The 19,012-nt window shown below is 70.2% G+C and carries 14 protein-coding genes; 7 read left to right on the forward strand and 7 right to left on the reverse strand.

Annotation, left to right across the window (positions count from 1 at the left end):
* The first annotated feature begins 19 nt into the window (after positions 1-19).
* Positions 20-1,978: an ABC transporter ATP-binding protein gene (locus NQ152_RS10855; RefSeq protein ID WP_257503244.1), complete on the forward strand. Its 1,959-nt coding sequence runs from the start codon at positions 20-22 to the stop codon at positions 1,976-1,978.
* A 219-nt stretch (positions 1,979-2,197) separates the two neighbouring features.
* Here NQ152_RS10855 and NQ152_RS10860 read toward each other — a convergent pair whose 3' ends face one another.
* Entirely contained in the window at positions 2,198-4,081 is a 1,884-nt protein-coding gene (locus tag NQ152_RS10860) for a phosphoenolpyruvate carboxykinase (GTP) (RefSeq protein WP_257523976.1), read from the reverse strand.
* 115 nt (positions 4,082-4,196) lie between these two features.
* Between NQ152_RS10860 and NQ152_RS10865 the strand changes: the two genes are divergently transcribed.
* Positions 4,197-5,639 carry a helix-turn-helix transcriptional regulator gene (locus NQ152_RS10865; protein WP_257503093.1) on the forward strand — a complete coding sequence of 481 codons (1,443 nt, stop codon included), beginning with the start codon at positions 4,197-4,199 and terminating at the stop codon, positions 5,637-5,639.
* Positions 5,640-5,698: 59 nt separating this feature from the next.
* On the opposite strand, the gene NQ152_RS10870 is transcribed toward NQ152_RS10865, so the two are convergent.
* The 3 genes from NQ152_RS10870 to NQ152_RS10880 all read right to left on the reverse strand — a co-directional run bounded on the left by NQ152_RS10870 (position 5,699) and on the right by NQ152_RS10880 (position 10,363).
* Positions 5,699-6,778 (reverse strand): winged helix DNA-binding domain-containing protein, encoded by a 1,080-nt coding sequence (locus NQ152_RS10870; protein ID WP_257503094.1) that lies wholly within the window; start codon positions 6,776-6,778, stop codon positions 5,699-5,701.
* Positions 6,779-6,844: 66 nt separating this feature from the next.
* Positions 6,845-8,314: an NAD-dependent succinate-semialdehyde dehydrogenase gene (locus NQ152_RS10875; RefSeq protein WP_257503095.1), complete on the reverse strand. Its 1,470-nt coding sequence runs from the start codon at positions 8,312-8,314 to the stop codon at positions 6,845-6,847.
* A gap of 144 nt (positions 8,315-8,458) precedes the next feature.
* Positions 8,459-10,363: an FAD-binding monooxygenase gene (locus NQ152_RS10880; protein ID WP_257503096.1), complete on the reverse strand. Its 1,905-nt coding sequence runs from the start codon at positions 10,361-10,363 to the stop codon at positions 8,459-8,461.
* Between the two features lie 144 nt (positions 10,364-10,507).
* Here NQ152_RS10880 and NQ152_RS10885 point away from each other — a divergent pair, with 144 nt between their 5' ends.
* Positions 10,508-11,215 (forward strand): IclR family transcriptional regulator, encoded by a 708-nt coding sequence (locus tag NQ152_RS10885; RefSeq protein ID WP_257503097.1) that lies wholly within the window; start codon positions 10,508-10,510, stop codon positions 11,213-11,215.
* A gap of 37 nt (positions 11,216-11,252) precedes the next feature.
* Here NQ152_RS10885 and NQ152_RS10890 read toward each other — a convergent pair whose 3' ends face one another.
* Positions 11,253-11,570, reverse strand: coding sequence for a hypothetical protein (locus NQ152_RS10890; protein WP_257503098.1), 318 nt, complete (start codon positions 11,568-11,570; stop codon positions 11,253-11,255).
* A gap of 195 nt (positions 11,571-11,765) precedes the next feature.
* On the opposite strand from NQ152_RS10890, the gene NQ152_RS10895 reads away from it, so the two are divergent.
* A complete protein-coding gene (locus tag NQ152_RS10895; protein WP_257503099.1) occupies positions 11,766-13,433 on the forward strand; it encodes a thiamine pyrophosphate-binding protein in 1,668 nt (555 codons plus the stop codon).
* 112 nt (positions 13,434-13,545) lie between these two features.
* On the opposite strand, the gene NQ152_RS10900 is transcribed toward NQ152_RS10895, so the two are convergent.
* On the reverse strand, positions 13,546-15,015 hold the full coding sequence (locus tag NQ152_RS10900) for an aminomethyl transferase family protein (RefSeq protein ID WP_257503100.1): 1,470 nt from the start codon (positions 15,013-15,015) through the stop codon (positions 13,546-13,548).
* A gap of 42 nt (positions 15,016-15,057) precedes the next feature.
* On the opposite strand from NQ152_RS10900, the gene NQ152_RS10905 reads away from it, so the two are divergent.
* Positions 15,058-15,963, forward strand: coding sequence for a LysR family transcriptional regulator (locus NQ152_RS10905; RefSeq protein ID WP_257503245.1), 906 nt, complete (start codon positions 15,058-15,060; stop codon positions 15,961-15,963).
* Here NQ152_RS10905 and NQ152_RS10910 read toward each other — a convergent pair.
* Positions 15,947-17,233: a multidrug effflux MFS transporter gene (locus tag NQ152_RS10910; RefSeq protein ID WP_257503101.1), complete on the reverse strand. Its 1,287-nt coding sequence runs from the start codon at positions 17,231-17,233 to the stop codon at positions 15,947-15,949. The genes NQ152_RS10905 and NQ152_RS10910 overlap by 17 nt on opposite strands.
* Before the next feature lie 150 nt (positions 17,234-17,383).
* Here NQ152_RS10910 and NQ152_RS10915 point away from each other — a divergent pair, with 150 nt between their 5' ends.
* Complete coding sequence (locus NQ152_RS10915) at positions 17,384-18,361, forward strand: helix-turn-helix domain-containing protein (RefSeq protein ID WP_257503102.1); 978 nt, start codon at positions 17,384-17,386, stop codon at positions 18,359-18,361.
* Positions 18,362-18,495: 134 nt separating this feature from the next.
* Complete coding sequence (locus NQ152_RS10920) at positions 18,496-18,951, forward strand: carboxymuconolactone decarboxylase family protein (protein ID WP_257503103.1); 456 nt, start codon at positions 18,496-18,498, stop codon at positions 18,949-18,951.
* Positions 18,952-19,012: the final 61 nt, after the last annotated feature.

Below are 19,012 nucleotides of genomic sequence, written 5' to 3' on the forward strand. Positions count from 1 at the left end.
GTCCGTAGAACGCACGGCCGTGGACCCCACGCCGTCCGATGCCGAGCCGGTCCCGGCCCCTCCTGCGCACGAGCCGGCGGCGACCGCACGTCGGCGCGGGCGCAAGGTTCCCGCGGGTCCGCGGGCGAGCTTCCGCCAGCTCCTGCCGTTCATCTTCGAGCACAAGAGCGTGCTCGTGCTGGTCGCCGTGCTCAGCGTGCTGGGTGCCCTCGCGACCCTCGCCCAGCCGGTGCTGGTCGGGCAGGTCATCGAACGCGTGCAACAGGAGGAGAGCCTCGGCGCCCTGGTGTGGACGCTGATCGCGCTCGTGGTCGCGTCATCGGTGATCTCCGGGTACCAGCACTACCTGCTGCAGCGGACGGGCACCGCCGTGGTGTACTCCAGTCGCCGCAAGCTCATCTCGCGCATCCTGCACCTGCCGATCAGCGAGTTCGACGCGCGCCGCACCGGCGACCTCGTCTCGCGCGTCGGCACGGACACGACGCTGCTGTACGCCGTGCTGACGCAGGGGCTGGCCGACGCGGTGGGCAACTCGCTCATCTTCGTCGGCGCACTGGTGGCGATGGCGATCATCGACCCCATCCTGCTGCTGCTGATCGTGGTGGTCATCGGCGTCTCGGTGGTGGTGGTGGTGCTGCTCAGCGGCAGGATCCGCACGGCATCCACCGAGCAGCAGGCCAAGGTCGGCGAACTCGCCTCCGGCGTCGAGCGCGCCGTCGGCTCGATCCGCACCGTGCGCGCGGCGGGCGCGACTGAGCGCGAGGTCACGGCGGTGTCCGCCCTCGCAACGGACGCCTACGCGGTGGGGGTGCGCATCGCGAAGGTCTCGGCGCTGGTGGTGCCGGTCGCCGGCATCGCGCTGCAGGTCTCGCTGCTGGCCGTGCTCGGGGTGGGCGGTTTCCGCGTCGCCTCGGGCGCGATCAGCGTCGCCAGCCTGGTGACCTTCATCATCTTCCTGTTCCTGCTCATCGCTCCGCTGGGGTCCACGTTCGGGGCGATCACCTCGGTCAACCAGGCCCTGGGGGCGCTCGGGCGGATCCAGGAGGTGCTCGACCTGCCCACCGAGGAAGAGGGGGATGCCGCGCTGGCCGCCACCCTCGGGTCAGCCCACGTGGCCGATCCTGCACTCGAGACGGCGAGGGTCGCCGCATCGCCGGCCATCGCGTTCCGGGATGTCCGGTTCCGCTATCCCGACGCCGTCGTCGCCGCCCGGGAGGCGGCCACGGCGGAGGCGCGCGCCGTGCTGGAGCAGGTGCATCTGGAGCGGGCCCCCTCGGATGGGACCGACCAGCAGGACCGCGATGTGCTGCGCGGCGTGACCTTCGAGGTGCCCCGGGGTGCGCGCGTCGCCCTGGTCGGTCCGAGCGGGGCGGGCAAGAGCACGGTCCTCTCGCTGATCGAGCGGTTCTACGACCCGACCGGCGGCGCGATCGAGTTGGACGGTCGCGACATCCGGTCCCTGGCACGCGCCGAGCTGCGCGCGCAGTTCGGATACGTCGAGCAGGATGCCCCGACCCTCGCCGGCACGATCGCCGACAACCTGCGGCTCGGCTCGCCGGACGCCTCCGATGCCGCGTGCGAGCGGGTGCTGCACGCCGTGAACCTCACCGAGGTGCTGGAACGAAACCCCCTGGGCCTGCAGGCGCCGGTCGGCGAGGGCGGCGTGATGCTCTCCGGCGGCGAGCGCCAGCGTCTGGCGATCGCGCGGGCGCTCCTGGCCGCTCCGCCGATCCTGCTCCTGGATGAGTCGACGTCCTCGCTCGACGGCGTCAACGAGCAGCGGATGCGCGACGCCATCGACGCGGTCGCGACCGGCCGGACGCTGATCGTGATCGCGCACCGGCTCTCCACCGTGGTAGACAGCGACCTGATCCTGGTTCTGGACCACGGCCAGGTCATCGGGCAGGGCACGCACTCGGAGCTCGTGGTCTCGACGCCGCTGTATCGGGACCTGGCCAAGCACCAGCTGCTGGTCTAGCCGCCCCGCGCGGGCGCGAACCCCCGGCATCCCCCGCTCCCCTGTCACAACACGCCGAGGCCACTCGCAGATCGCGCCAGGCGAGCAGGGAGGGCAGCGGGGGCGAGCAGGGAGGGCAGCCAGGGCGAGCAGAGAGGCAGCCGGGGCGAGCAGGGAGGGCAGCCGGGGCGGGCAGCCGGGATGGGGCAGGGCAGCGCGGGTCGCGCGGCGACCCGCGGATCAGGCGCGCTGGAGGCGGTACCGCAGGGCGGACAGCTCCGCCTGCAGCGGCGCGGGGATGCGCCCGCCGAAGGTGCCGTAGAACTCCTCGGTCAGGTCGGCCTCGCGCAACCACGACGCCGGGTCGATCGCGAACAGCGCGTCGAGGTCCTCCCGGGGCACGTCGATGCCATCGAGATTCAGGTCCTCGGTGCGCGGCAGCCGCCCGATCGGACTGTCCACGGCGGGCACCGAACCGTCGATGCGGCGGATGATCCAGTCGATCACCCGCGCGTTGTCGCCGAACCCGGGCCACAGGAAGCGCCCGTCCGAGCCCTTGCGGAACCAGTTCACCTGGAAGATGCGCGGCGCGCGGTCGAACCGGAGCTTCTGACCGACCTTCAGCCAGTGTCCGAAGTAGTCGGCCATGTTGTAGCCGCAGAACGGCAGCATCGCGAACGGGTCGCGGCGCAGCTCCCCGACGGTGCCCTCGGCGGCGGCGGTGCGCTCCGAGGAGATGTTCGAGCCCATGAACACACCGTGCGTCCAGTCGGTCGCCTCGACCACCAGCGGAACGTTGGTGGCGCGACGTCCGCCGAACAGGATCGCATCCAGCGGAACGCCTTCGGGCGCCTCCCAGTCCTCGGCGATCTGCGGGCACTGCCCGGCGCCCACGGTGAACCGCGAGTTCGGGTGCGCGGCGGGGCGGCCCGAATCCGGGGTCCACGCGTTGCCCTCCCAGTCGATCAGCTGTGCGGGCGGCTCGTCCGTGAGTCCTTCCCACCACACGTCGCCGTCGGGACGCAGCGCGACGTTGGTGAAGATCGTGTTGCCCCACAGCGTCTCGACCGCGGTGACGTTGGTGGACTCGCCGGTGCCGGGAGCCACACCGAAGAAGCCGGACTCCGGGTTGATCGCCCACAGGCGTCCGTCCTCGCCGGGGCGCAGCCACGCGATGTCGTCGCCGAGAGTCTCCACCCGCCATCCCGGAATGGTCGGGCGCAGCATCGCGAGGTTGGTCTTTCCGCACGCCGAGGGGAATGCCGCCGCGACATGGTAGGCGCGCCCGGCCGGATCGATCACCCGGATCAGGAGCATGTGCTCGGCGAGCCATCCCTCGTCGCGGCCGATCACGGACGCGATGCGCAGGGCGAAGCACTTCTTGGCCAGGATCGCGTTGCCGCCGTATCCCGACCCGTACGACCACACCTCGAGCGTCTCCGGGAAGTGCACGATGTACTTCTCGTCGTTGCACGGCCACGCCACGTCCTGCTCGCCGGGCGCAAGCGGCGCCCCGACCGAGTGGACCGTCTTGACCCAGTGCGCGCCGTCCGCGATCTGGCGCAGGACGTCGGTGCCGACGCGGGTCATGATGCCGATGGAGGTCACGGCGTAGGGGCTGTCGGTGACCTGCACGCCGATGTGCGACAGCGGTCCGCCGACGGGGCCCATCGAGAACGGCACGACGTACATGGTGCGTCCGCGCATGCTGCCGGCGAAGATGTCCTGCAGTGTGGAGCGGATCTCGGCGGGCTGGATCCAGTTGTTGGTGGGGCCGGCGTCCTGTTCGCGCTCGGAGGCGATGTACGTACGGCCCTCCGTGCGGGCGACATCGCTCGGGTGCGAGCGCGCCAGGTACGAGCCCGGCCGCCATTCCGGGTTCAGCTTGATGATCTTGCCCTCGTCGACCATCTCGCGCAGCAGCGCGTCGTTCTCGGCGCGCGAGCCGTCGACCCAGTGGATGCTGTCGGGCTGGGTGAGCGCGGCGATCCGATCGACCCAGGCGATGAGGTCCGCCATGCCGGCGCCGTCGATCGCCGGCCGCTTGCCGAACTCCGTGCGCTCCGGGGCGGACCCGCGAGTCGTGCGCGGTGCGGGGCGGGTGAAGATGTCGGCAAGTGCCATGGTTGCTCCTCTTCGATCGTCAGATCGGTGTTCTTCCTCCACTATGCAAGGGATCCCTAGGATTTTCAGCCCCTTTGGGAATCAAGAAAGCGCATTCTTTCAGTATCATCAAAGAATGCCCCCGACCTCTCTGGAACTGTCCACGCTGGGTCACCGCATCCGCCACCAGCGCGTGTCACGCGGCTTGACGCTGGACGAACTGGGCGAACTGGTCGGGGTGGCCGGCAGCCAGCTGAGCCTGATCGAGAACGGCAAGCGGGAGCCGAAGCTGTCGCTTCTGCAGGCGATCGCGACGGCGACCGGCGTCGAGGTGACTGACCTGCTCTCCACGGAGCCGCCGAACCGGCGGGCAGCGCTGGAGATCGAGTTGGCCCGCGCGCAGTCCAGCTCGATCTTCCGGCAGCTGGGGATTCCGGCCGTCAAGGTGACCAAGGGCATCCCGGATGAGACGATCGAATCCATCCTGGGTCTGCACCGCGAGCTGCAGCGTCGCGAGCGCGAGGCGATCGCCACTCCGGAGGAGGCGCGCCGGGCGAACACCGAACTGCGGCTGCGCATGCGCGAGGGAGACAACTACCTGCCCGAGATCGAGCAGCTTGCCGAGAAGCAGCTCAAGGCCGCAGGGCATGTGTCCGGAGCCCTCACCCACCGCACGGTCAGCATCATGGCCGAGCAGCTCGGCTTCGAACTGCTCTACGTCAACGACCTCCCGCACTCGGCGCGCTCGGTCACCGATCTCGAGCACGGCCGCATCTATCTGCCGCCCGCCTCCATCCCCGGCGGGCACGGACTGCGCTCGATGGCGCTGCAGGCCATGGCGCATCGGCTTCTGGGGCATCAGCGCCCCACCGACTACGCCGATTTCCTGGAGCAGCGGCTGGAGATCAACTATTTCGCCGCGTGCGCGCTGATGCCCGAGACGGCCTCGGTCGCCTTCCTCGCCCAGGCCAAGAAGGACCGCAATCTCGCGGTCGAGGACTTCCGCGATGCATTCGGTGTGACCCACGAAGCCGCCGGGATGCGCCTGACCAACCTGCTCACCCGGCATCTCGGCATCCCGCTGCATTTCCTCCGGGTCGACGGGTCGGGTGCGATCTCGCGCGTCTACGAGAATGACGGCCTGCCGCTTCCCCACGATGTGACGGGGTCGGTGGAAGGGCAGATCGTCTGCCGCAAGTGGTCGGCGCGTGCGGCGTTCTCCGAGCACAATCGCACGACCGAGCACTATCAGTACACGGACACTCCGGCGGGTACGTTCTGGTGCTCGTCCCAGACCGGCTCGACCGCCGACGGGGACTTCTCCATCACGGTGGGGGTGCCCTTCGATGACGCGAGGTGGTTCCGGGGCCGCGAGACGCAGAAGCGGGCGACCTCGACCTGTCCGGACGAGTCGTGCTGCCGCCGGCCCGCAGCCGATGTCGCCGAGCGCTGGCAGGGCAAGGCCTGGCCGAGTGCTCGCGTGCACATGCAGATGTTCTCGCCGCTGCCGCGGGGCGCGTTTCCGGGCGTGGACGACAACGAGGTCTACGCGTTCCTTGACCGGCACGCGCAGGGCTGAGATCAGTCCCGGTGCGGGCGGCCTGCCGCACGCACCGGCCCGACGCGGCAGTCAGCGGATCAGGCCGTGATGAAGGCCCGGTACCGATCCAGTGCGGCGGCCACCTCGGCCTCGGATGCCGCAGCCGGCGCGAACAGCTCGGGCAACGGCGCGTCCGCGTGCCGGCCGACGGCCACCGAGTGCGTCCACACTCCGACGATGCGCCCGCGCACGAGCAGGATCGGCCGCACGATGCCGTTCATGCTGGGGCCGATCCGGGAGAGGAACTCCGGCGCACACGGCACAGTCCGGTCCGCGTAGGAGAGGTAGTACTCCTCAAACGGCGGCAGCGCCAACACGTCGTGAACCGCGGAGCTGCGCCGCGGCGGCGGGCCGGCGGCCACGTACATGGGCTCGGTGTCGCCCGAGACGATGGACAGGCGCTCGGATGCCGCATCCGCCGCCGCCCGCGCCGCCCCCAGCGGCAGACCCGACCACCAGGCGAAATCCCGTGCACCGGCCGGGCCGTGCGAGCCGATGAAGCGGGCGAACAGTTCGGCGGGCGGATCGGCCGGGGACGCGGCATCCCGGACCCATTCGTCGGTGCGGACCACGTACTGCTCGCGCGTCGGCCCGCCCGCGCGGGGTACGACCGGCCCCTGGCAGATGAGGGCGCGCAGCGAGAGTGCGACGAGCAGGTGGTACCCCCGCTGCGCGGCGGTGCTGATGCCGGCGCCCTCCAGGACGGCGAAGAGCTCCTTGCGGGTGAGGCGGTTGCCGCCGCGCAGTGCGTCGAGAGCGACACGTTCGGCCTTGGCGAGCTCGTCGGCGTCGATCCCCTCCGCACGATGGGTGGCCGCGGCGGCGCGATGCTGGCGCTCCCCCGTCACCGACAGCACCCAGGCGAGATCCCGTGCGGGAATGGCGTGGATCGTGCCGCGCATCGTCCACGACCGCACGATCTGACCGCGGTCGAACGCGGCATCCGCGTCACGGACGGTGAGGGCTCCCCTCGTCCGCGCCGCGAGAGCCCATCGGCCGCCCCAGAACTCCTGGGCCTGCGTGGCGAGCATGTGCTCCGCGGCGGCGGCGATGCTCGGGGCGGGCGCGGTGAGCCGGTGCGAGCGCAGCCGCCGCTCGATGAGCCGGGACCTGTTCACGCTTGCATTCTGCCGCGCCCGGCGGACAGCAGGCGTCCGCCGGGCGCGGGATTCGCCCGGTTTCGGTCAATACGGGTTGGCCGTCAGCGTGTACTTGGTCTGCAGGTACTCGTGGATGCCTTCGGCGCCGCCCTCACGCCCGAGGCCGGACATCTTCCAGCCCCCGAACGGTGCGGCTGCGTTAGAGACGACGCCCACGTTCAGGCCCATCATCCCGGTCTCCAGCCGATCGATCATGCGCTGCCCGCGGGCGAGGTTCTCGGTGAAGACGTAGGAGACCAGCCCGTACTCGGTGTCGTTGGCCAGCCGCACCGCGTCGTCCTCGGTGTCGAACGGCACGATCGCCAGCACCGGCCCGAAGATCTCCTCGCGGAGGATGTCGCTGCCCGGCTGGACGTCGGTGACGACGGTGGGTTCGTAGAAGGTGCCCGGTCCGTCGATCGCACTGCCGCCGGTGCGGATCTGCGCGCCGCGCTGGACGGCATCGCCGACCAGCTGCTCGGCCTTGGCGACCGCGCGGTCATCGATCAGCGGGCCGATGGTGACGCCCTCCTCGGTGCCGCGGCCGATCGTGAACCCCTGCACCCGCTCGGTGACCCGGCGGGCGAACTCCTCCGCGACCGAGCGGTGCACGATGAACCGGTTCGCAGCCGTGCACGCCTGCCCGATGTTGCGGAACTTCGCCGCGATGGCCCCATCGACCGCCTTGTCCAGGTCGGCGTCGTCGAAGACCACGAACGGGGCGTTCCCGCCGAGCTCCATGGATGTGCGCAGGATGCCGTCGGCGGCCTGTTTGAGCAGCTCCTGGCCCACCGGGGTGGAGCCGGTGAACGACAGTTTGCGCAGCCTCGGATCGCGGATGATCGGTTCGGACACCGCGCCCGTCTGCGTGGTCGTGATCACGTTGACCACGCCGGCCGGGAGCCCGGCGTCTTCGAGGGTCTTCACGAAGTACAGCGTCGTCAGCGGGGTCAGCGCGGCGGGCTTGATCACCACCGTGCAGCCGGCCGCCAGCGCGGGGGCGATCTTGCGGGTGGCCATCGCGAGCGGGAAGTTCCACGGCGTGATCAGGTAGCACGGCCCCACCGGGTGCTGCGAGACGATCATCCGGCCGGTGCCTTCGGGGTTCGCGCCGTACCGACCCTGGATCCGGGCGGTCTCCTCGCTGAACCAGCGCAGGAACTCGCCGCCGTACGCGACCTCTCCGCGTGCCTCGGCCAGCGGCTTGCCCATCTCGATCGTCATCAGCAGCGCGAAGTCCTCCGTGCGCTCCTGCAGCAGATCGAACGCGCGACGCAGCAGCTCGGCGCGCTCGCGCAGCGGCGTGGCCGCCCACGCCGGAAACGCCTCGACCGCGGCGTCCAGGGCGGCCATGCCGTCTGCCGGCGAGGCATCCGCGATCTGCTTGACGACCTCGCCGGTGGCCGGGTCGAAGACCCGCAGGCGCTTCTCATCCGTGGCCGGGCGCCACTGGCCTGCGATGAACAGGCCGTCCGGCACACGCTCCAGCAGCTCGGTCTCGCGGTTGTCGGTCACGGGGACTCCTCGTTCTCTGGGGATGCCGCAGCACGTGCGTCGGCGTCCCTGTTCGTTGGCTCCTCGCCAGTCTGGTGGGCTGCGTGGCGTGAGGCGATGTACGCGGTGTACATTCAGCGACGTGCGAATGTCCGTCCGGGACGGTCAGAGTGCGAGTGCGGGAGCGGTCTGCGGCAGCAGGAAGCGCGCGAAGAACTCGGTCAGCTCGTCGGTGGCCGTCAGCGGCAGCACGTGGGCCACGTACTGATCGGGGCGGACCACGACGACCGCGCCCTCGCTGCGGTCGATGCTGCGCAGGTCGAAGATCTCCTCCGCGGGGTCGGTGGCATAGACCTTCTCGTAGTCGATGAGCTGGAACGGACCCACCCGGGGCAGGAACACGTCGGGCACCGTCTCGAGCGCGACCTGCTCATGCGGCTGCTGGTAGATGACCTTGACGTCGAAGACGCTGTCGCGATCTGCCCCGACCGGGGTGAACCGAGCCAGCGGCGACTCCGGCGAGTCGGCCAGCCACGTCGCCCAGTCCGCCAGGGCGGAGCTCTGCCCGCTGGGCGCCCGCGGGGCGAACGCGTAGATGCGCCACCGCCCGTCGGCGCGGGCGTGGTGACCGAGGTGGATCGGAACCGCATCGGCCACACGGACGACCGGCGCGGAGCGGAATCGCTTTCCGATGGGAAAGCCCTCGGCCAGGTGCTGATGGGTCGCCTCGCCGATCAGCAGCGACGGCGGGTACTGGGTCATGAACCCGGCCGGGAACTCGGCGGTGCGGACATAGAAGTCTCCGAGCTCTTCGGGGCTGTCGAACTCCTCCGGCTTCTTGGCCATCAGCGTCGACCATTCCTTGTCGAAGTCGATGAGGTTCTGGGCGATCACCTGACGTTCGGCCGAGTAGGTGCTCAGCACGGACGCGGGGCTACGACCCTCCAGCACCTGCCCCAGCTTCCAGCCGAGGTTGAAACCGTCCTGCATCGAGACGTTCATGCCCTGTCCCGCCTTCGCGCTGTGCGTGTGGCACGCGTCCCCGGCGATGAACACGTGCGGCTCACGGTCGCTGCCGGCCGCCACGTCGTCGAAGCGGTCGGTGACCCGGTGCCCCACCTCGTACACGCTGTGCCAGGCGACATCCTTCACGTCCAGGGTGTACGGGTTCAGGATGGCGTTGGCCTTCGCGATGATCGTCTCCAGCGATGTCCGGCGCACCGCGCCGTTGTCGCCCTCCGGAACCTCGCCGAGGTCGACGTACATGCGGAACAGGAATCCGCCCTCGCGCGGGATGTGCAGAATGCTGCCCGCCTGCGACTGGATGGCGCACTTGGAGCGGATATCGGGGAAGTCCGTGACGGCGAGGACGTCCATCACGCCCCAGGCGTGCTTGGCCACCTGGCCGACATACGTGCACCCGATCGCATCACGCACCCGGCTGCGCGCACCGTCGCAGCCGACGACGTACTTGGCGTGCACCACCCGCTGCTGGCCGGCGCGTGGTCCGTCGCTGTACTGCACGGTCACCGAGACCGGGTAGTCGCCCTGGTCGGCGACCTCGAGGGCGACGAACTCCACGCCGTAGTCGGGGGTGAGGCGGGCGGGCGAGTCGGCAGCCACCTCCGCGAAGTAGTCCAGCACGCGGGCCTGATTGACGATGAGGTGCGGGAACTCGCTGATCCCCTGTGCATCGTCGACGGTGCGCTGCGTGCGGACGATCTTGGTCGGGTCGGCCTTGTCCGGGGTCCAGAAGTTCATCACGGTGAGGTGGTAGGCCTCCTGGATGATCTGCTCGGCGAAGCCGAACGCCTGAAAAGTCTCGACGCTGCGCGCCTGGATGCCGTCCGCCTGGCCGATCTCGAGTCGGCCGGGGCGGCGCTCGATCAGGCGCGTGACGACGGTCGGGAACTGACCGAGCTGGGCCATCAGCAGCATGCCGGCCGGACCGCCGCCGACGACGAGCACGTCGATCTCGTCGGGCAGCTCGTCCGGACGGTCGATTCCGGTACCGGCTGCCGGCTTCTTGCGCGGGTCGCCGGACACGTACCCGTGGTGGTGGAACTGCATGACATGTCCTCCTCGGACGGCGATGTCGAGGTCAGTGATGACGTGGTTGCGAAAAGGCGGCCGGTTGTTCTATATTCGAACGCGCCGTTCTACTTCTGAACAGATCGTATACGGTCGCCCGCTGAGTCCGCAAGAGGAGCCCTGATGACGGAGAACGCGACCGCCCCGGCGTCCCAGACGCTGAGCCGCGGCATCCGCATCCTCGAGATCCTCGCGGGCGCGCGCCAGCCGCTGTCGATCGACGAGACGGCACGACGGCTGGGGGTGCACCGTTCGGTCGCGTATCGGCTGGTGCGCACTCTCGAGGACCACGGCCTCGTCACGCGCGACGGCACCGGCCGGATCGAGCTCGGTGCACGCATGGCCGCCCTGGCCTCGGGCGTCGCCCACGATCTGCAGGCCGAGGCGCTCCCGGAGCTGACGGCGGTGGCGAACGAACTGGGCACCACGTGCTTCATCGCCGTGCTCGACCAGGACGAGTGCATCACGCTCGCAAGCGTCGAGCCTCGGCACGCGACGGCGTCGGTCGCGCAGCGGCCCGGGTCGCGGCATCCGGTCACCGCCGGTGCCCCCGGAAAGGCCATCCTTTCGGCACTGCCTCCCGAGCAGTGGCCCGGCGAGGTGACCGAAGGGCTCCGCCAGGAGGTGCGGGATGCCGCGGGCCGCGGTTACGCGACCAGCCACGACGAGGTGATCCCGACGCTGCGGTCGGTGTCCGTCCCGCTCGCGCTGCGGGGCCGGCCGCCCGCCGCCATCGCGGTGGTCTATGTCGCCAGCGCGCACGAGCCGTCGGAGATCGCCGCGCGGCTGCGCCGCTCAGCAAGGGTGATCCAGGACGCGCTCGGCAGTTGAGCCGGCGCGCTCACGAAACCCGGAGCGCCGAACCGGGTCAGGCAGCCGAGCGCTGCGGCGCCATCTCCTCGACGATCTGAACGGTCTGCGCGGCGACCCGCTGCGGCACACCGGCGAAGGCTTCCGCGCGCGCGTCCGAGGCCATGTACCGGCTCTCGCGAGCCAGGAACGCGGCCCGATCCCCCTCGGCGCTGACGGCCCAGACGAACTCCTCTGACTCGGGCAGACCGTACGCGAACTCGATCGTGAAGCCCGCGCCCCCGCGCACCTTCGGCATCCACTCATGCCACCAGGCGACGAACGCCTCGTATTCCCCGGGGACGAGCGTGTACCTGCGCAGCTGGGTCGTCTTCATGCCTTCAGCTTGGCACGCGGCCGCGGCCTGCCACGCCACGAGCCGCGCCGCACGCTCCCGCCTATACTCGAACCGTCCGGCGGCGCCTTCCCACCCGCCGGTGCTCGAAAAAGGGGCACGTAGCCGCGGCAACCGCTTGCCGCCCGCGAGACACATACGGAACTCATCGTCCGTCCCTGTCTCTGGAGCTCTCGCATGCCCACCGTCTCCGCGCACGTCGCCGCCACCCTCGCCCGCCATATCGACCACGTCTTCGGCGTCATGGGCAACGGCAACGCCTATTTCCTGGACGCGCTGCAGCGCTCCACCGATGTCGGCTACACGGCGGTGCGGCACGAGGCCGGCGCGGTCACCTCCGCCGACGCCTATCACCGCGCCGGCGGCGGGCTGGCTGCGGCGACCGCGACGTACGGCGCCGGCTTCACGAACACCCTCACCGCGCTGGCCGAAGCGGTGCAGGCGCACGTGCCCCTCGTGCTGGTCGTCGGTGACGAACCGACCTCCGGCCCTCGGCCCTGGGACGTCGACCAGATCGCGCTGGCCTCCGCCGTCGGGGCGCGCACGTACACGGTGGGACGAACCGATGCCGCCGCCACGACCGTCATCGCGATCGAGCACGCCTTCACTTACCGGGTGCCGACCGTGCTGGCGATCCCCTACGACGTCGCCACCCTCGATGCGGGACCGGTGCCGGCAGCCCCGGAGCCGAGACTCCCCCCGCCGGTGACGCCGACGGGTCCCTTCGCCGAGCAGACGATCCGCGACGTCGCGGCAGCGTTGGCCGGAGCGCAGCGGCCGTTCCTGCTCGCCGGCCGCGGGGCCTGGATCGCCGGTGCCGGGCCGGCGCTGGGGGAACTGGCGGACGCCACCGGAGCCGTCACCGCCTCCACCGCGCTGGGTCGGGGGATCTTCCCGAGCTCCCAGTTCGACCTCGGCGTCGCCGGCGGCTTCGGCGCGGAGGCGGCGATGGACCTCATCACCGACGCCGACGTCGCCGTCGTTTTCGGCGCCTCACTGAACCAGTTCACGATGCGGTTCGGCTCGCTGTTCGGAACGCGGACGCGCATCTTCCAGGTCGACCTCGCGCCGGCCGCGACCCACCAGCGCGTGGGCGGCTATCTCCGCGGCGATGCCGCCGTCGTCGCCCGCGCCGTCGCCGCAGAACTCGCGGACATGGGCGCCGCCCCCAGCGGGTGGCGCGAGAGCGTGGACATCCCGGCGCTGCGGGTCTACGAACCGGGCGAGGACACCGCGCCGGACGGTGCGCTGGATCCCCGCTCGGCCGCGGGACGGATCGGCCGGATCCTGGAGAGCACCGCGGCGCTGCGCGACCGCGTCGTCGTCTCCGACGGCGGTCATTTCATCGGGTGGGCGAACATGTACTGGCCGGTCGCAGCGCCGGACCGCATGATGATGGTCGGCACGGCGTTCCAATCCATCGGCATGGGATTCGCCAGCGTGCCCGGCGCGGCCCGGGCTCAGCCCGCCGCGACGATCGTGCTGAGCACCGGGGACGGTGGCGGGCTGATGGCACTCGCCGACCTGGAGTCTGCGGTGCGCGTCGCCGCGGGCAGGGGCCTGGCCGTGGTCTGGAACGACGCCGCCTACGGCGCCGAAGTGAACCTGTACGGGCTGAAGGGGCTGGCGAAGGAGCCGATGCTCATCCCCCAGGTCGATTTCGCCGAGGTCGCCCGGGGCTTCGGCGCGCGAGGCATCGTGGTGCGCACACTGGCGGACCTGGAGGGGCTGGCCGACTGGGCACGGGTACCGGCATCCGATCGTCCTTTCCTGCTGCTGGACCTGCGCATCTCCGGATCGGTGATCGCTCCGTACCAGCAGGAGATCATCCGCGTGAACTCCTGATCGCGTCGTGCGCCATGGCCGGCGAGAGACGATCGCCGAGCGCCGCCACCGTGCACGCCCGAGTGCACCGGCGCACGCCCGATGGCGGCGCCGGTGCACGAGCCGGATCGGGTCAGGCCGAGACGGTGTCCGAGCGGTAGGCGGTGCGCGCGAACTCCGTCAGCGGGGCGGGCTGGACGGTAACGCGGATCCTCACCTGCACGTGCTCTTCGACCTGCACCTTGCGGGTGGGCCGGTCCTCGCCCCACACCACGACCAGCTCGGTGCCGGGCTCGGCGACGTCGGCATCCACCACCGCCAGCGAGAGGATGGCGCGCTCGTTGGCCGAGTAGCCCGTCCAGGTGGAGATGCCCACCATCCGCCCGTCGGCCGTCTCGACCCGGTCGGCGTGGAACGTGTCGTACAGCGACATCGGCAGGTTGATGAACTTCGCACCCGGGCCGGGATGGAACATGGATCCGTAGGCGGCAGCGCTGTCGTCTCCGTTCCACACCAGTGTCACTTTGCGGCGCTTGTCCGCCGTTCCGTCCGACGCCATCCGCTCGAGCGCTTCGCGCCCGATGAAGTCGTGGTCGAACGCGACGATCCGGCCGTAGTCCAGGTCGTAGGGGGTGAAGTAGTAGTCCTCGATGTCCTCGGAGTGGAAGCTGCCACCCAGCGGCGCCGTGGTCTCGTACGCCGTGCCGCTGAGCCACCGACGGTAATCGGCCAGACGCTCATCGCTGTAGATCGCGGGGAGGGGCCTCGGCAGCCAGCCGGATTCCAGGGCATTGGTGTGATAGGCGCGCCCGCCGACCTGCACCATGTCGTGCTTGGCCCCCGCTTCGAGGAGGGCGGTGTGCACCGCCTCGGAATCCGCCCACGGTCCCCACAGCTCGTAGCCGGGCTCCCCCGCCATGCCGTGGCGCAGCGCCCTGACTTCCTTGCCGCCGATCGTGAAGCGCGTCATCCGGAAGAAGCGCAGCTTGGGCGGCTCCTGCCCGGTCGCCTCGCGGATGATCTCCAGCGCGCCCGGTCCCTGCACCTGGTAGCGGTAGAGCACCGGGTCGCCCGAACGGTAGAGCGAGTTGTCGTCGCGCCAGATCTCGACGTCGTAGCCGCCGGTGACCGCGTGATAGTGCAGCCAGTTGATCGAGGGCGGGATGCCGACGGCCTGGTACTCGTCCTCCTCGAGATGGAACAGGATGTTATCGCCGATGACGTGCCCGGACGGGCTGACCGCGACATACTGCTTCGCCATGTCGACGGGGAAGTTCTCCACGCTGTTGACCGCGGTGTCGCGGATCAGCTTCAGCGCGTCCGGACCCTTGATGTTCAGATCCGCCATGTGGTGCGACTGGTCGAACAGCACCGCGGTGCGCCGCCACGCCAGCTGCTCATCCCGCCAGTTGCGGAACTCCTGGACGACCCTCGGGACGACCGCGGGCGGGGCTTCTGACTCCCACAGGAGCGGGACGGGGCCGCCGGCTTCGGCGATGGCTTCTTCGAGATTCTCGGGCATGACGATTCCTCCATGAAAAGTCTCGGCGCCGCGGCGCCGGTGAAACAAAGTCTTGACGGGCGGCTCTCCCTTGTAAAACATGAGTTTGAGACCTGACACCCAAGGAGAACTCGTTTGCGATCAGTGCCGTTCACGCTCAGACAACTGGAGTACCTGGACGCGGCCGCCAGTGAGGGCTCCCTGGCTGCCGCCGCAACGCGGTGCCAAGTCAGCGCGTCGGCGATCGCGCTGGCGCTGGACGATCTGGAACGCCGACTGGGCGTGCAGCTTCTGGTCCGTCGCAAGGGCAGAGGGGTGCTCGTGACACCGGCCGGATCGCGGGTGCTCTCCCGGGCCCGCCACGTCCTGGTGGGTGCCGAGGCCCTGGCAGCCGACGCCTGGCAGGCGGGTCGAAGCCTGACCGGCTCGTTCACGATCGGATGCTTCTCGACGCTCTCGCCGTTCTACCTGCCCGGAGTGATGCAGGCGTTCGGCCACGACCATCCCGGACTGGACCTCTCGTTCGTCGAGGCGTCCGCGGTCGAACTGCACGAACGGCTCCTGCAGGGACGTGTCGATGTGGCGCTCCTGTACAGCGTCGACGTCTCCCCGCAGCTGGGCTTCGACCCCATCGACGAGTACCGGCCGCACGTGGTCATCGCCGCCGATCATCCGCTCGCCGGCCGCACATCGATCCGGCTGGCCGAGCTGGCCGCCGATCCGCTCATCGTCCTGGACGTGCACCCCACGCGACACAACACCGAGCAGATCTTCGCCGCGCTGTCGCTGACCCCTCGGCCCGCGCACACCACGACGAGCTTCGAGCTGGCGCGCTGCCTGGTGGGACGCGGTCTGGGCTACGCCGTGCTGTTCCAGCGCCCCGCTTCGGAGATGACCTATGACGGACACCGGGTGAGGATCGTGGAGCTGGGCGACGCGCTCCCGCCGACCGTCGTCGGTCTTGCACGGCCGCCCGGTGCGCCGCGGACCGCCCGCCTGGAGACGCTCCGCGAATTCCTCGCTGCCGGCCCGGCTACACCGGCTCAGTGAAGTCCGGCTCGGCGTCCCCGAGATCGGGCCCGCCCCCTCCTCGGGGAGCGGAGATCGCCGCGAGCGCGACCAGGCCGAGGGTCACGACCGTCACCGCGGCCTGAGCGATGCCGAGCACCACCCCTGAGGTGGCCACGACGCTGACCACGATGGCCGGAACGACCGAGCCGAGCGCGAGCTGGGCGCCGCCGGCGATGGCGGCGGCAGTGCCGGCGCCCTTCGCGAACGGCTGCAGGGCCAGCGCGATGGCCAGCGGCATGCAGATCCCGCCGGCGAAGACCGTCAGCCACATGCAGGCATCCAGCAGCCAGAGCGGACTGTCCATGGCCGAACTGAGCGCCACCCCCACGGCCGCGCAGAGGTTGACCACCAGGGCCAGGACGAGAACCCGGATGCCGCCGAGGTAGCGGGTCAGCCATGGCCCCACTTGGGCGCCGATGATGACAGCGAGAGCGTTGATCGCGTACAGCACCGAGAAGCCGAGCACATCGAGTCCGCGCTCGCGCTGGAGCACGATGGGCACCGCGCTGAGATACAGGATCATCGAGGTCGCCGCGCCGACCAGGATCAGGACGCTGGTGACGAACTGCCGGTTGCGCAGCGGGGCAAGCCACGCCTCTCGTCGTTCCTCCGACGCGCCCCGCACCCGCAGCTCGGGGCGCAGCGTCTCGGGGATTCCGACCGCACTCGCGATGGCGAGCAGGATGCCGATCGTCATGAGGAGCAGGAACGTCGAGCGCCAGTCCCCGACGCTGAGCACCAGCCCGCCGACGAGAGGTCCGAGCACGGGCGCGATCCCGAAGACGACGGCGAGGAGCCCGAACACCCGGGTCAGCTCGGCGCCGCTGTAGAGGTCGCGGGCGATCGCCCGGCCCACGACGATGCCGGCAGCCCCGGCGAAGCCCATCAGGACGCGGCCGACCAGGAGGACGCCGATGTTCGGCGCCAAGGAGCACAGCAGCGCGGTGAAGGCAAAGCCGGCGGCGCCGAGGATCACCGGTACGCGCCGGCCGATCCGGTCGCTGATCGGGCCCCAGGCGAACTGCCCGCCTCCGAGCCCCACGTTGTACGCCATCAGCGTGAGCTGGACGAGCGCGGTCTGCGTGCCGAGGTCGTCGATGACCTGCGGCAGCCCCGGCGTGTACATATCGGTGCCGAGCGGCCCACCGGCCACGAGCACGCCCAGCAGAGCGAGCAGCCCGAACCGCCGCCTGCGCGACCACGTCCGCACGTCCAGCGACCGCGACCGGGGTGGCTCATCGGAGTCCATGTCGCTTGTCTACTGGAACGGTGCTCGCTCGCGCGAATCGGCCGCGAGCGTTCTTCGCTCAGGGCTGGCGTGATCGGGTGGCGCGGCTTATGCTCCAACGCGAAGGCTCATCGGCGAGCCTGCCCGGGGACGTCAAGGGAGCCTTCACCCGTGCGGGAGGACACCTTGATCCACGCTTCCACGACCTTTCAGACCGGCGTCGAGACGGCGACCGCCCAATCGATCGGCGAGTGGCGAGAGGTGGCAGGGAGCCGTTTCGTGCCGCTGCACGTGATCGGCGGCCCGAACTTCACCGGCAGCATCCGATGGCGTGTCGTGGACGGCACCTGCCTGAGCGAGATCTCCGCCAGCGCGCATCGCGTGCTGCGCACCCCCGCTCTGATCTCCCCGGACGACCCGAATCACTACAAGATCACGCTTCAGGTGAAGGGATCGGGTCTGGTCGCACAGGACGGACGCCAGAGCGTGCTGCGGCCCGGCGATCTCGCGATCTACGACACCAGCCGGCCCTACACGCTGGAGTTCAGCGAGGACGTGCACTGCCTCGTGATGGCCTTCCCGCAGGACTCCTTCGACGTGCCGGACAGCCTGATCCGCCGCATCACCGCAGTGCGCCTGTCCGGCGACTCGGGGGTGGGCGCGATGATCTCGCCGTTCATGCGGCATCTGTCGGCGAATCTCGACACCCTGGACGGGGTGGCCGGGATGCGCATCCTGCACAGTTCGCTGGACCTGCTCACGGCGCTGGTGTACGCGCAGCTCTCGGAGGACCAAGACCACTGGGGTCAGACCCGGCAGGTCGAGATGCGCCGCCTGAAGCTGTACATCGACGCGCACCTGCACCAGCCCGACCTGAACGCGGTGGAGGTGGCCAAGAGCCACTTCATGTCCGTCCGCCAGCTGCAGTACCTCTTCCGCGCGGAGAACCTCACCGTCTCGGGGTACATCCGCGCCCGACGGCTCGAGAACTGCCGTCTGGCGCTGAGCGACCCCGCCCAGGCGTCGCTGTCCATCCTCGAGATCGCGCAGCGGTGGGGCTTCCCCGACGCCAGCCATTTCAGCAAGGTGTTCCGCGCCACCTACGGCATCACGCCTCGCGACCTGCGCACGTCCCGGTTCGGAGACTGAGCCGATCCTGCGCGGATGCGGCAGTCGCGTGCGCCGTGCGACCAGAGGGTCCGCCGGGCGCCCACGAGACTCGACTGAACCGACGGTTCCGTTGCTGTGGACGCGACGACCTGAACTACCCAGGAGGCGACACTGTGGTCATCCGCGACGAACTGTACGACATCGGCATGCAGCAGCGCCGCGCGATGTTCGGCACCCAGGGTGCCGAGGCGCGCGTGGACACCACCACGGATCTCAACGACAAGCTCGAGGACTTCGTGACCCGGACGACGTTCGGGGACGTCTGGCAGCGGCCCGGCCTCTCGCTGGCAGCCCGCAGCGAGGTCACCTTCGCGATGCTGCTGGCCAACGGGAGAGAGCACGAACTGCGCGTGCACGCCGAAGGCGCCCTGGAGAACGGCGTCTCGCCGATCGAGCTCCGCGAGATCGTCCTGCAGGGGCTGTTGTACTGCGGCATCCCGGCCGGGGTGCTCGGCGTGCGCGTCCTCCGCGAGGTGTTCGAGGCGCGCGGCATCGGGGACGCGCTGGACGGCGAGGCCGATGCGACGCGTGCCGCACGCAGTCCTGCCAGCACGAGGGCGGAGAGCTGAGCCGCTGACGCGGCGCCGGCCGGAACCCGGTCCCATCACCCGCACGATCGGCACGGCACGA

The organism is Microbacterium sp. zg.B48, assembly GCF_024623505.1.
In the GTDB taxonomy this organism is placed as follows: domain Bacteria; phylum Actinomycetota; class Actinomycetes; order Actinomycetales; family Microbacteriaceae; genus Microbacterium.